Genomic DNA, 12,934 nt, shown 5'->3' with positions numbered 1-12,934 from the left:
TTGCGCAGCGACTCGCTCATGAGGATCGTCTTGGCCTGCCAGTGGTTGTCCTTGGGCAGGGCGGTGGGATGGAACTGGACGAACGAGGGCGAGGCGAACAGGGCGCCCCGCTGGTGGGCGCGCCACACCGCCGACGCGTTGGAGTTCATCGCGAGGGTGGAGTCGTGGAACACCGTGCCGTACCCGCCCGTGGCCAGCACCACGGCGTGCGCTGTCTCGGCGCGGATGTGGCCGGAGACGAGGTCCCTGACCACCACCCCGTGGCACCCGGAGTCGTCGACGACCAGGTCGAGCATCTCGTGGCGGGTGTGCAGACGCACGGTGCCCGCCCGGATCTGTCGCTGCAGGGCCTGGGAGCCGGCGATCTGGAGCTGTTGCCCGGTCTGACCCCGGGAGTAGTAGGTGCGGGAGACCTGGACGCCGCCGAACGACCGGGTGGCCAGGACGCCGCCGTACTCGCGCGCGAAGGGGGTGCCGATGGCGGAGAAGTGGTCGATCACCCGGACGGACTCCTCGCCCAGGCGGAACGCCTCGGCCTCGCGCCCGCGGAAGTCCCCGCCCTTGACGGTGTCGGAGACGAAGCGGGCCAGGGAGTCCCCGTCGACCCGGCGGGCGCGCGCCGCGTTGATCCCGCCCTGCGCCGCCACGGAGTGGGCGCGACGGGGGGCGTCGTGGTAGGTGAACGCCGTGACCTGGTACCCGAGCTCGCCGAGCGCGGCGGCCGCGCCCGCACCGGCCAGACCGGTCCCCACCACCACCACACGGAATCGCCGCCGGTTGCCGGGTGAGACGAGGGGGTAGGCGTCGCGCCGGCGGGCCCACGCCGTGGCGGGGTCGCCGTCGGGCGTCCCGGGGGAGAGCACGTCCCCGGCGCGGGCGCCGGGGACGGTGACCGGCGGCGGCGTGAACGTCACGAGAGCCACCCGGCCTGCACGGCCAGCGGGATGGTGGCGTTGCCCACCAGGACGGCCACCGCGGCGACCCCGCCCACCACGGCCGCGACCGCGCGGCCCTTGATGCCGGTCACGCCGAGATCGCCCGCCGCGGTGCGGACGCCGTGCGCGATGTGCACGGCGAGCAGCAGCATGGTCACGCCGTAGAACGCGGCCACCCATGGCCGCGAGAAGCTCGCCACGAGGTTGGCGTACGCCGAGCCGGACTCGTAGGAGTCCGTCGCGACGGGTGCCGTCCCGGTGGTCATGTCGAGCACGTGGAAGACCACGAAGAGCAGCATCACCACCCCGGTGAGCAGCATCGACCTGGCGCCGAACGAGCTGGCGGTGAGGCCGGTGCGGCGCCGGTGCGGTCCGGCGGAGGCCCGCGACCGGCGCACGAGCAGCACCGAGCACCAGACGTGCGCCACCAGGCTCACCACCAGCACCACCCGGAGGGCCCACAGGACGCCCTCGGGCGGGACGAGCGGCTCGAGCAGGGTGCGCAGCCAGGCCGCGTACCCGTCGAAATACGCGGCGCCGCTGAACACCTTGAGGTTGCCGACCATGTGCACCACGACGAAGGAGGTGAAGACCAGCCCCGTCACCGCCATGACGGCCTTGGCGATCCAGGTGGGGAGCAGCGGGGCACGCCGGATCCGCGGTTCGGCGGGGACGGGCGGGGCGGCGACCTCGGCCACGCGCGGACACCTCCTCAGGTAACGGGCGCCAGTCTAGGTGTGTCCCCGGCCCACGGGACCGGGATCTCCCCGGCGGTCGTCGGCCATACTGGGCACCGTGAACACCACCTGGATCATCGTCGCCGTCGTCGCCGTCCTCCTGCTGGCCCTCCTCGCGCTGGTCCTGGGGCTGCAGCTGCGCAGGAAACGGCGGATCTCCCTGAGCAAGCCGGCGGAGCGCAGGGAACTCACCCGCGAGGAGCGGTCGGGTGACTACCAGGCCGGCACGGGATTCTCCTTCACCGAGGGGGGCGGGACCGCGACGGCGGCACCCCCGAAGGAGCCCCTCCCGCGGGTGGCGCCGACGGAACCCCCGACCCCGCCGGTCGCGCTTCCCGAACCCGTCGCCGTTCCCGAACCGGTCGCCGTTCCCGAGCCCGTCACCGCTCCCGAACCCGAGCCGGCGCCGGGACCCGGCGAGGACACGGTGGTCGCCCCGCCCGCCCCGGTCAAGCCCGCCGAGCGGATCGACCCGTCGGCCGGTCGCCTCGATCGCCTGCGCGGACGGCTCGCGCGCTCCCAGAGCACCGTGGGCCAGGGCCTGCTCGGACTGCTCGGGGCCGGCGACCTGGACGAGGAGGCGTGGGAGGAGATCGAGGACACGCTGATCATGGCGGACCTCGGCTCCACCGTCACCCAGCGCGTGGTCGACCGGTTGCGGGAGGACATCGCCACCCGCCAGGTCCGCACCGAGGCCGAGGTGCGGGACCTGCTCCGGCAGGTCCTCGTGGACAACCTCCACCCGGAATACGATCGCTCGCTGCGCGCGCTGCCGAGCGACGGGACGCCGGCGGTCCTCCTCGTCGTCGGCGTCAACGGGACGGGCAAGACCACCACCACCGGCAAGCTCGCCCGCGTCCTGGTGGCCGACGGGCGCCGGATCCTCCTGGGCGCCGCGGACACCTTCCGCGCCGCGGCCGCGGACCAGCTGCAGACCTGGGGCGAACGGGTGGGCGCGGAGGTGGTCCGCGGCAAGGAGGGCGCGGACCCCGCTTCGGTGGCGTTCGACGCGGTGGCCCGGGGCGTCGCCACCGGAGTCGACGCGGTGCTGGTGGACACCGCCGGCCGACTGCACACCAAGACCGGGCTGATGGACGAGCTGGGCAAGGTCAAGCGGGTCGTGGAGAAGAAGACCCCCGTCGACGAGGTGCTGCTGGTGATCGACGCGACCACCGGACAGAACGGACTCATGCAGGCCCGCGTGTTCAAGGAGGTCGTCGACATCACCGGCGTGGTGCTCACCAAACTCGACGGCACCGCCAAGGGCGGCATCGTCTTCCAGGTCCAACACGAACTCGGAGTGCCGGTCAAGCTCGTCGGACTGGGGGAGGGGGCGGACGACCTGGCGCCGTTCACCCCGGAGGCGTTCGTCGACGCGCTGCTCGGGGTCTAGGACACACGACCGGAACCTGTGACAGCGCCGCGTTACCTCCCCGAAACACCGCCGCACCTCGGAGGCAACAGCGGAACGGAAATCTCTTGTCCCGAGGGTGAGTGAGAGTCGCTCACCACGGACGACGAGGAGGACCTCACCGTGATAGGTGACAGTGTCACGTTGCTCGCCCAGGAGGCGACCACGGATATCAATGCGGGAGACACGGCCTGGATGCTCATGGCTGCGTCGCTGGTCCTGCTCATGACGCCCGCGCTGGCGTTATTCTACGGCGGCATGTCCCGCCAGAAGTCCGTCCTCAACATGATGATGATGTCGTTCGGCGCCATGGGTGTCATCGGCGTCGTCTACCTGCTGTGGGGATGGTCGATGTCCTACGGGAGCGAGTCGGTCCTCGGACTGTTCGCGAACCCCTTCGAGCTGTTCGGCCTGTCCGGCGTGATCGGGGACGCCGACAACTGGGTGACCTCCGGGTTGGGCGCGTACCCGCAGGTCGTCGACGTGGCCTTCCAGGTGACGTTCGCGATCATCACCGTCGCGCTGATCTCGGGTGCGATCGCCGAGCGCGTGCGGTTCGGGACCTGGTTGGCGTTCTCGGGCGTCTGGGTGACCCTGGCGTTCTTCCCGCTCGCCCACATGGTGTGGGGCGGCGGGCTGCTGTCCGCCTCGGAGAACGGGCTGTCCGCGAAGATCTTCGGGACCGTCGACGACGGTGAGGGCGGGTTGGTCGCAGCCGTCGCCCCCGTCGACTTCGCCGGCGGCACCGTGGTCCACATCAACGCCGGCATGGCCGCGCTGGTCCTGGTCCTGCTCGTGGGCAAGCGCCTCGACTTCGGCCGGACCGCCTACCGCCCGCACAACCTGCCGCTGGTCATGCTGGGCGCGGCCCTGCTGTGGTTCGGCTGGTTCGGGTTCAACGCGGGCTCGGCCTTCGGGGCGAACGGCTCGGCGGGCCTGGCCTGGGTCAACACGACGGCCGCCGCCGCCGCGGCGATGCTCGGATGGCTCCTGACGGAGCGGATCCGTGACGGCCACGGCACCAGCCTCGGCGCGGCCTCCGGCATCGTCGCGGGTCTGGTCGCCATCACCCCGGCCGCCGGGTCGGTCCATCCCCTCGGCGCCCTGGTCCTGGGAGCCGTGGCGGGTGTCCTGTCGGCACTGGCCGTGGGGCTCAAGCACCGCTTCGGCTACGACGACTCGCTCGACGTGGTGGGCGTCCACCTGGTCTCCGGGCTGTGGGGGACCATCGCCATCGGCTTGCTCGCCACCGGCACCTTCGGGACCGATGCGGGCCTGTTCTACTCGGCCGACGGATGGCGACTGCTGGTGGTCCAGATCGTCATCGCGGTGGTGGCCCTGGTGTTCACCGCCATCATGACGGCCGTCGCGTGGGCGATCTGCCGCCCGCTGGGCTGGCGGATCAGCAAGACCGACGAGCAGGTCGGGATCGACGCGGCCCAGCACGCGGAATCCGCGTACGAGGCCTCCACCAACGCGCTCATCCGCTGAGCCGACACCCCTGAAAGGAACTCCAGACATGAAGCTCGTCACAGCGATCGTCAAGCCGTTCACGCTCGACGACGTCAAGGCAGCCCTCGAACAGGCGGGTATCCACGGACTGACCATCAGCGAGGTCCAGGGCTACGGCCGCCAGAAGGGCCACACCGAGGTCTACCGCGGTGCGGAGTACGCCGTGGACTTCGTTCCCAAGATCCGGGTGGAGGTGGTGGTCGACGACGACACCGTGGACACCGTGGTCCAGCTGGTCGTCGACGCCGCCCGCACGGGGAAGATCGGCGACGGCAAGGTGTGGGTGACCCCGGTCGAGAGCATCGTCCGAGTGCGCACGGGCGAGGAGGGCGAGGCGGCGATCTGAGCCACCGGACGCCACTGCGCGGTCGATCCCCGGACACCGGGGGGCGGCCGCGCAGTCGCATGCGCGGGCCCGTTCACAGAGACGAAACACGGTGGCACCGTGGAGGTGACACAGCCCGGGCAGGCTGAGGGCACACCGACGACCAGGGCGCCGAGTCAGGGGCCGGACAAGGGGAGGTCATGACCGCGACAGCAGACGACCGCCGCTCCTGCGCGTTGCGGGACGGGCGCGACCACATCCTCTCCGCCACGCGGACGCAGCTGCCGGCGGCGGCCCTGCGGGAGGCGCTGTGCGAGCTCTACGAGATCGAACTGGGGCGCCTCGCGGAGGAGGTCGGGGTGAGCCCGGGGTCGGGATTCGCGCTGGTGGCGTTCGGGGGACTCGGCCGTCGCGAGATGCTGCCGTACTCCGATCTCGACCTGGTCCTGGTCCACGAACGGCGACCGGACCGTGACGTCCGCGAACTTGCCGACGCGCTGTGGTACCCGCTGTGGGACTCGGGTGTGGGTCTGGACCACAGCGTGCGCACCGTGGACCAGTGCCTGGCGGTGGCGTCGGCGGACGTCTCCGTGGCGATGAGCCTGCTGGACGCCCGGGTGATCGCCGGGGACGCGGATCTCGGGGCGCTCGTCGTCGACGGGGCCCGACGTCAGTGGCGGGACCAGATCGCCGCACGATTCGACGACCTCGTCACCGCGGCGGTCGCGCGCCGTCACCGGTCGGGGGTCATCGCCCACCGGACGGAGCCCGATCTCAAGAACGGCGTCGGCGGCCTCCGGGACGCGCAGCTCGTCTCCGCGCTGTCGATGGCGCACCTCAGCGACGGGCGACCGGTCGTCCCCGGTGCCATGGCGTCCGCGCACCGCCTCGTGCTGGACGCACGGACCGAGCTCCACCGGGTGAGCGGTCGGGGTCGAGAGGTCCTCCACGCGGAGTACGGCGACGAGGTGGCTCGGGCCCTGGGACTGGGGGACCGGTTCGACCTCGCACGCGCCCTCAGCGACGCCTCCCGCACCATCGCGTTCACGGCCGACCAGGCCATCCGTGCCTCCTGCGCGAGCCTGTCCTCCCGGGGCCTGACGGGCCTGCTGCGCAGGTCGCCGATCCGCCGCCCCCTGGACGACGGCGTGGTGGAGCACTCCGGGGAGGTGGCACTGGCGAGGAACGCGCGGATCGCCGAGGACCCCTGGCTGCCGTTGCGGGTGGCGGCGGCCGCCGCACGCTTCGGCCTGCCGGTGGCGGGCTCGACGCTCGGGGTGCTGGTGGAGCGGTCCCCGACCCCGCAGGGGCGCTGGCCGGCGGAGGCGCTGTCCGATCTCCTCGTCCTCCTGGGGTCGGGCGAGGCCCAGGTGCCGGTGCTCGAGGCCCTCGACCGGACGGGGCTGTGGGAGCGCATCCTGCCCGAGTGGTCGGAGGTCCGTGACCTGCCCCCGAGGGACCGGGCCCACGTCTACACGGTGGACCGGCACCTCGTCCAGACCGCGGTGGAGGCCTCCCGGCTCACCACGTCGGTGGCGCGGGCGGACCTGCTGCTCCTGGCAGCGCTGCTGCACGACCTGGGCAAGAGCCGGGAGGGCGACCACAGCGAGGTCGGAGCCGAACTCGTGGCCCCGATCGCGCGGCGGATGGGACTCGGCGCGAGCGACGTGGACTCCCTGGTGCGCATCGTGAGGCACCATCTGTTGCTGCCGGCCACCGCGACCCGACTCGATCCGTCGGACCCCGCGACGGCGGACGCCGTGGTGGCAGCCCTCGACGGGGACGCGATCGCGCTCGACGTCCTGGCCGCGCTCACCGAGGCCGACTCCCTGGCCACCGGGCCGACCGTGTGGACGCAGGGACGAGCCAGGGCGCACGCGGCCCTGGTCGACGCGTGCCGGGCGCGGATCGGCGGCCGGCGTCGGCCGGCGGAGGCGCCGACCGTCGACGCCACCCGTCCGCACGGGCCCCCCGATGTGGTGGTGGACCTGCGTCCCGCGGACACCGGGACGACTCACGTGGTGACCCTCGTCGTGCCGGGAGGGGGGAGGTCGCTCGCCGTCACGGCGGAGGTCCTCGCCGCGCACCGGCTCGAGATCGTCGACGCGGACATCGACCTCCGTCCCCCCGGGGGGATGCGGGCGAGGATGACCGTCTCCACGCGCTACGGCGATCCGGTGGACCCCAGGATCCTCCGACAGGACCTGCGGCGGGCGGTCGACTCGGGGTTGCCGGGACCACTCCGGGCCGCGCTCGAACGCAGCGCCTCCCATCCCGTCGGCCCCCCGCTGGCCAGGTCGTCGGTGCTGGTCGACCGCCGGGCGGATGCGGACGGGATCCTGCTCGAGGTGCGAGCCGAGGACAGGCCGGGGCTCTTCGCGACCGTCGTCGCGGCGATCCTGGGCACGGGCGCGAGGATCGACTGGGTGCTGGTGCGCACCCGCGGGGCCGCGGTCGAGGACGTGTTCGCGTTGTCCGGTCCGGGAGCGGTCCTCAGCACGGCCTCCGAGGTGGAGGCCCTGCTGCCGCAGCGCGATCCCGCGGCGCCCATCGGAGGTCGTGCCGATACCCTGTGAGGAGTCGTCGACGACGACGCCGGGATCTCGCGTTCCCGGCCCGCGACCCAGGGAGCTGTCACCGTGTTCGATTCCTTGTCCGATCGCCTGACAGGTGCGCTCAAGGACCTGCGCGGAAAGGGTCGGCTCAGCGATGCCGACATCGACGCGACGGCCCGGGAGATCCGACTGGCGCTGCTCGAGGCGGATGTCGCGCTTCCCGTCGTCCGGACCTTCATCGCGCGGGTCAAGGAGCGGGCCAAGAGTTCGGAGGTCTCCGAGGCCCTGAACCCCGCCCAGCAGGTCGTCAAGATCGTCGACGCGGAGCTCACGGCCATCCTCGGCGGCCAGGCTCGGCGCATCGAGTTCGCGAAGCAGCCCCCGACGGTCATCATGCTCGCGGGCCTCCAGGGCGCGGGCAAGACGACCCTCGCGGGCAAGCTCGCGTACTGGCTCCGGGGCCAGGGTCACACCCCCCTCCTGGTGGCGTGTGATCTCCAGCGACCGGGTGCCGTCGACCAGCTCCGGATCGTCGGCGAGCGCGCCGGCGTCCAGGTGTTCGCCCCCCACCCCGGGACGTCGGTCGGCGGGGACGGGGAGGTCGTCGGCGTGCAGGAGCCGGTCTCCGTGGCCCAGCGCGGACTCGCGCACGCGCGCGCCAAGATGCACGACGTGGTGATCGTCGACACCGCCGGCCGGTTGGGCATCGACGACGAGCTCATGGCCCAGGCCCGGGGCATCCGCGACGCCGTGCGGCCGAACGAGACCTTCTTCGTCCTGGACGCGATGGTCGGTCAGGACGCGGTCGTCACGGCGGAGGCCTTCCGCGAGGGCGTCGGCTTCACCGGTGTCGTGCTGACCAAGCTCGACGGTGACGCGCGCGGCGGAGCCGCGCTGAGCGTCCGCGAGCTGACCGGGACGCCGATCATGTTCGCCTCCGACGGCGAGAAGCTCGAGGACTTCGACGTCTTCCACCCCGACCGCATGGCCAGCCGGATCCTCGGCATGGGCGACGTCCTCTCGCTCATCGAGCAGGCGGAGACGGTCTTCGACGCGAAGGAGGCCGAGAAGACCGCCGCGAAGATCGGGTCGGGCGAGCTGTCCCTCGAGGACTTCCTCGAGCAGATGCTCATGATCCGCAAGATGGGGCCCATCGGGAACCTGCTGGGCATGCTGCCCGGAGGCAAGGAGATGAAGGCGGCCGTCGGCGACATCGACGAGAAATACCTGGACCGCATCCAGGCGATCATCCGGGGCATGACGCCCGCGGAGCGTGCCGATCCCAAGATCATCAACGGTTCTCGACGCCAGCGGATCGCCAAGGGGTCCGGCGTCACCGTGACCGAGGTGAACCAGCTGGTGGACCGGTTCTTCGAGGCGCGCAAGATGATGAGCCGGATGGCCGGCCAGATGGGCATGCCCGGGGCCGGGCGCAAGAACCAGCGCAAGGGGAAGAAGGGCAAGGGCAAGGGGCGGGGCCCCACGCAGTCCAAGAACCGGGCGATGCTGCCCGGTGGCATGCCGGGAATGCCCCCGGGCATGCCGGATCTGTCGCAGATGCCGCCCGGGCTCGACCGGCTCCCGCCCGGGTTGGAAGGCATCGACCTCAACGACCTGAAGTTCCCCAAGCGCTGACCTCCGGTCCCGGCGAGCCGATTGGTACCAGGGGTGGCGGGGCGTTTAGACTGATCCGCTGGACGCCGTCACCGGTAGGACCCGCTGCGCCAGGCGCGTGTCGGGCCCCGCGCCGAACGGCGGTCACCCGGAAGGCGAAACCGGGCCCCGCTACACGTGCGGGAGCCGCTGAATCGCCACGTGACCCGCAACAGAAAGCGAGACGCCTCATGGCCGTCAAGATCAAGCTCACCCGCCTCGGCAAGATCCGCAACCCGCAGTACCGCGTCGTCGTGGCCGACGCCCGCACCCGTCGTGACGGGCGTTCCATCGAGACCATCGGCCTCTACCGCCCGAAGGAGGAGCCGAGCTTCATCCAGATCAACTCCGAGCGTGCGCAGTACTGGCTCGGGGTGGGCGCCCAGCCGACCGAGGCCGTCGAGCAGCTGCTCAAGGTGACGGGCGACTGGCAGAAGTTCAAGGGCCTCGAGGGCACCGAGGGCACCCTGAGGGTCGCCGAGCCCAAGCCGAACAAGCTGGACCTGTTCAACAAGGCCCTCGAAGAGGCCCAGGGCGAGCCGTCCGCCGAGGCCATCACCGCCAAGCGCAAGGCCGAGAAGGCCAAGAAGGCCGACGAGGCCAAGCAGGCCGAGGATGCGGCCAAGAAGGCCGCCGAGGCCGACTCCGCCGAGGCCGCGCCGGCCGACGCCGAGACCACCGAGGCCTGAAACAGATGACTGACATGGTCGTCGACGCCGTCGACCACCTCGTGCGCGGCATCGTGTCGGATCCCGACGCGGTATCCGTGACGTCGAGTGGTGGGCGGCGCGGCACCGTGATCCGCGTGGCCGTGGCGCCCGACGACCTCGGTCGCGTCATCGGTCGCGGCGGACGCACCGCCTCCGCGATCAGGACGATCGTCTCCGCCGTCGGCGGACCCGACGTCCGGGTCGACGTGGTCGACACCGACCGCTAGACCCGTTCGGATCGCACTCGTACCTGGAGGATCGCCATGGAGCTCGTCGTGGGACGCGTCGTCAAGTCGCACGGGGTCCGCGGTGAGCTCGTGGTCGACGTGCGCACCGACTCCCCCCACGACCGGTTCGCGGCAGGCTCCCGGCTCGTCGGCCGGACCGGCAAGGGGAGCAGCGTCTCCGACCGCGAGGTCGTCATCGAGGCCGCCCGTGATCACTCCGGGCGGCTTCTCGTGCGCCTGGCCGGGGTGACGGACCGGGACTCGGCGGACGCGCTCCGCGGGATGCTTCTGCTCATCGACTCGGAGGCGCTGCCGGAGACCGGCGATCCCGACGAGTTCCACGACCACCAGTTGGTGGGGCTCCGGGTCGTCGACACCGGCGGGGTGGAGGTCGGTGAGGTCACCGAGGTCGTCCACACGCCGGCGGGTGAACTCCTCGCCGTCCGGCTCTCGGACGGCGGCGACGCGCTGGTGCCGTTCGTCGCCGCGATCGTTCCCGAGGTGGACCTCGGGGCGGGAATCTGCGTCATCGACCCGCCGGAGGGGCTGCTCGGCCTGGGGTCGGCGTGACCGATCCGTCGGTCGCGGATTCCGGTCCCCGGATGCGTCTCGACGTCGTCACCGTCTTTCCCGACTACCTGGCCCCGCTCCGCCTGGCGCTTCTCGGCCGCGCCATCGACCGGGGAATCCTGGACGTGGGTGTCCACGACCTCCGTGACTGGACCCACGACGTGCACCGGGCCGTCGACGACACCCCGTTCGGTGGTGGCCCCGGCATGGTCATGCGCCCCACCGTCTGGGGTGAGGCCCTCGACGCCCTGGTCCCGGAGTCGGCGGACGGCTCGGGCGAGCGCCCGCTGCTGATCGTCCCGACCCCCGCCGGCAGGCCGTTCACCCAGGCGGATGCCCACCGCTACGCCGCCCGACGGCACCTCGTCTTTGCCTGCGGCCGCTACGAGGGAATCGACCAGCGGGTCGTGGACGAGGCCTCCGAGCGGATGGACGTCGAGGAGGTGAGCATCGGCGACTACGTCCTCATCGGGGGCGAGGTGGCCGTGCTGGTGATGGCGGAGGCGGTGGTCCGGCTCCTGCCGGGCGTGCTCGGCAACCGGCGCAGCCACGAGGAGGACTCGTTCTCCGACGGTCTCCTCGAGGGGCCCAGCTACACGCGGCCCGAGGTGTGGCGGGATCGCCCGGTCCCGGCGGTGCTCCGGAGCGGCGATCACGCGCGGATCGACCGGTGGCGGCGCGACCAGTCACTGCTGCGCACGGCGGACCGACGCCCCGACCTCCTCGACCGGGTGGAACTCGGCGCCCGCGACCTCGAGACCCTCTCGGCGCACGGATGGGAGCCCGGCGAGGGATTTGGGTCGGGCGCACCGGGAGTGGCACACTAGCGAGGTTGACCATTCGGGCGCACGTCTGTGCCCGCGGACGGTCGCGCCGATCCGGGGCACGAACCGGTCGACCCGCCTCGCGGTGGGCGCCAGGGTCCTCTGTCCTCAATTCCTGACATCCGAGGAACATCATGAACACTCTCGACTTCATCGACAACAAGTCGCTCCGCGACGACATCCCGGCGTTCCGGGCCGGTGACACGCTCGACGTCCACGTCAAGGTCATCGAGGGCTCCAAGGAGCGCATCCAGGTCTTCAAGGGCGTCGTGATCCGTCGTCAGGGCGGCGGCGTCCGCGAGACCTTCACCGTCCGCAAGGTCTCGTTCGGCGTCGGTGTCGAGCGCACCTTCCCGGTGCACTCGCCGACCATCGACCACATCGACGTCCTGGTGCGCGGCGACGTCCGCCGCGCGAAGCTCTACTACCTCCGCAATCTCCGTGGCAAGGCCGCGAAGATCAAGGAGAAGCGCTGAGCGTCTAGAGCCGGTCCGACTCGGCCGCCGCGCGCGGTGACGGATCGACTACGCTCGTCCGGGTGAGCAGCACCGAAACACCTGGACAGAACCCCACCGAGCCGGGGCCCCATCACGACGGGGCCCCGGCTCGCGGCGTGCGCGGCGGCACGGGGGACGGCGGGGGCAAGGGTCAGCCCTGGTACATCGAGATACCGATGCTGATCGTGATCGCCCTGGTGCTGGTGTTCGTGTTCCAGACCTTCGTCGGTCGCGTCTACCAGATCCCGTCGGAATCGATGGAGCCGACGCTGCACGGTTGCGCCGGGTGTACGGGTGACCGCATCTTCGTGGACAAGATCACGTACCGGTTCGGAGATCCGCAACCCGGGGACGTGGTGGTGTTCGAGGGTCCGGACTCCTGGAACCAGGGCTACCAGTCGATCCGGTCGGACAACCCGGTCGTGCGCACGCTGCAGGACATCGGCGGGGTGATCGGCATCGTCCCGCCCGACCAGAACGACCTGGTCAAGCGGGTCATCGCGGTGGGTGGGCAGACGGTCGGCGGGTGTTCCCCGGAGGGGGACCTGCTGGTGGACGGTGAACCCCTCGTCGAGCCCTACCTCAACGCCGACCCCTCGACCGGCCGCAACCCCCTCGACTGCGCGTTCGGGCCCGTGACCGTTCCCGAGGGGAACTACTGGGTGATGGGGGACAACCGGGGCAACTCGGCCGACTCCCGGTTCCACATGGGGGACGAGTTCCAGGGCACGATCCCTGGGGAGAACATCATCGGGAAGGTCCAGGCGATCATCCTGCCGTTCGGTCGGATCGGAACGGTCTCCTCCCCGGACATCCACGCGGGGTGAACCGGGTCCGTCCGGGGCGGGTCCGCGTGACCCGGCGCGAGGGTCGCCTGGCCCTCGAGGCGGCGCTCGGCCGTCGGGGTCTGGGCCCGGTCGCCGGCGTCGACGAGGCCGGTCGCGGTTCCTGCGCGGGTCCGCTCGTCGTGGCGGCGTG

Annotated in this window: 13 protein-coding genes and 1 pseudogene; 12 read left to right on the top strand and 2 right to left on the bottom strand. The window is 71.6% G+C overall.

The window, feature by feature from the left end; all coding sequences use genetic code 11:
- Both B4M60_RS12740 and B4M60_RS12735 read right to left on the bottom strand, forming a co-directional pair.
- Window positions 1-914: FAD-binding protein (locus B4M60_RS12740; protein WP_414646802.1), on the bottom strand; the 914-nt coding region annotated here is incomplete at its 3' end.
- Entirely contained in the window at window positions 911-1,633 is a 723-nt protein-coding gene (locus tag B4M60_RS12735; RefSeq protein WP_291084568.1) for a succinate dehydrogenase cytochrome b subunit, read from the bottom strand. The genes B4M60_RS12735 and B4M60_RS12740, both read right to left, overlap by 4 nt.
- A gap of 97 nt (window positions 1,634-1,730) precedes the next feature.
- On the opposite strand from B4M60_RS12735, the gene ftsY reads away from it, so the two are divergent.
- The 12 genes and pseudogenes from ftsY to B4M60_RS12675 all read left to right on the top strand — a co-directional run.
- A complete protein-coding gene (gene ftsY, locus B4M60_RS12730) occupies window positions 1,731-3,065 on the top strand; it encodes a signal recognition particle-docking protein FtsY (RefSeq protein WP_414646801.1) in 1,335 nt (444 codons plus the stop codon).
- 213 nt (window positions 3,066-3,278) lie between these two features.
- Entirely contained in the window at window positions 3,279-4,574 is a 1,296-nt protein-coding gene (locus tag B4M60_RS12725; RefSeq protein WP_291084586.1) for an ammonium transporter, read from the top strand.
- A gap of 28 nt (window positions 4,575-4,602) precedes the next feature.
- Window positions 4,603-4,941, top strand: coding sequence for a P-II family nitrogen regulator (locus B4M60_RS12720; RefSeq protein WP_291084565.1), 339 nt, complete (start codon window positions 4,603-4,605; stop codon window positions 4,939-4,941).
- 179 nt (window positions 4,942-5,120) lie between these two features.
- Window positions 5,121-7,496: a [protein-PII] uridylyltransferase gene (locus B4M60_RS12715; RefSeq protein WP_291084562.1), complete on the top strand. Its 2,376-nt coding sequence runs from the start codon at window positions 5,121-5,123 to the stop codon at window positions 7,494-7,496.
- 63 nt (window positions 7,497-7,559) lie between these two features.
- Complete coding sequence (gene ffh, locus B4M60_RS12710) at window positions 7,560-9,110, top strand: signal recognition particle protein (RefSeq protein ID WP_291084559.1); 1,551 nt, start codon at window positions 7,560-7,562, stop codon at window positions 9,108-9,110.
- Window positions 9,111-9,319: 209 nt separating this feature from the next.
- A complete protein-coding gene (rpsP, locus tag B4M60_RS12705; protein ID WP_291084556.1) occupies window positions 9,320-9,817 on the top strand; it encodes a 30S ribosomal protein S16 in 498 nt (165 codons plus the stop codon).
- A 5-nt stretch (window positions 9,818-9,822) separates the two neighbouring features.
- A complete protein-coding gene (locus B4M60_RS12700; RefSeq protein ID WP_291084553.1) occupies window positions 9,823-10,065 on the top strand; it encodes an RNA-binding protein in 243 nt (80 codons plus the stop codon).
- 36 nt (window positions 10,066-10,101) lie between these two features.
- Complete coding sequence (rimM, locus tag B4M60_RS12695) at window positions 10,102-10,635, top strand: ribosome maturation factor RimM (protein ID WP_291084551.1); 534 nt, start codon at window positions 10,102-10,104, stop codon at window positions 10,633-10,635.
- Between the two features lie 32 nt (window positions 10,636-10,667).
- Window positions 10,668-11,462: a tRNA (guanosine(37)-N1)-methyltransferase TrmD gene (trmD, locus tag B4M60_RS12690; protein WP_291084583.1), complete on the top strand. Its 795-nt coding sequence runs from the start codon at window positions 10,668-10,670 to the stop codon at window positions 11,460-11,462.
- Between the two features lie 131 nt (window positions 11,463-11,593).
- Window positions 11,594-11,935 (top strand): 50S ribosomal protein L19, encoded by a 342-nt coding sequence (rplS, locus tag B4M60_RS12685; RefSeq protein WP_291084547.1) that lies wholly within the window; start codon window positions 11,594-11,596, stop codon window positions 11,933-11,935.
- 62 nt (window positions 11,936-11,997) lie between these two features.
- Window positions 11,998-12,783 carry a signal peptidase I gene (gene lepB / locus B4M60_RS12680; protein ID WP_414646800.1) on the top strand — a complete coding sequence of 262 codons (786 nt, stop codon included), beginning with the start codon at window positions 11,998-12,000 and terminating at the stop codon, window positions 12,781-12,783.
- Window positions 12,780-12,934, top strand: a pseudogene (locus tag B4M60_RS12675) (ribonuclease HII); the annotation flags it as partial. The gene lepB and the pseudogene B4M60_RS12675, both read left to right, overlap by 4 nt.

This window comes from Dietzia sp. UBA5065 (assembly GCA_002415925.1).
Taxonomy (GTDB): Bacteria; Actinomycetota; Actinomycetes; order Mycobacteriales; family Mycobacteriaceae; genus Dietzia.
This window is presented reverse-complemented; position numbering and strand designations above follow the sequence as displayed.

Excerpts from the sequence above, each read along its gene's own strand:
- B4M60_RS12725 (WP_291084586.1), top strand. The coding sequence starts at position 3,279 with ATGCTCATGGCTGCGTCGCTGGTCCTGCTCATGACGCCCGCGCTGGCG.
- B4M60_RS12720 (WP_291084565.1), top strand. The coding sequence starts at position 4,603 with ATGAAGCTCGTCACAGCGATCGTCAAGCCGTTCACGCTCGACGACGTC.
- B4M60_RS12715 (WP_291084562.1), top strand. The coding sequence starts at position 5,121 with ATGACCGCGACAGCAGACGACCGCCGCTCCTGCGCGTTGCGGGACGGG.
- rpsP (WP_291084556.1), top strand. The coding sequence starts at position 9,320 with ATGGCCGTCAAGATCAAGCTCACCCGCCTCGGCAAGATCCGCAACCCG.
- B4M60_RS12700 (WP_291084553.1), top strand. The coding sequence starts at position 9,823 with ATGACTGACATGGTCGTCGACGCCGTCGACCACCTCGTGCGCGGCATC.
- rimM (WP_291084551.1), top strand. The coding sequence starts at position 10,102 with ATGGAGCTCGTCGTGGGACGCGTCGTCAAGTCGCACGGGGTCCGCGGT.
- trmD (WP_291084583.1), top strand. The coding sequence starts at position 10,668 with ATGCGTCTCGACGTCGTCACCGTCTTTCCCGACTACCTGGCCCCGCTC.
- rplS (WP_291084547.1), top strand. The coding sequence starts at position 11,594 with ATGAACACTCTCGACTTCATCGACAACAAGTCGCTCCGCGACGACATC.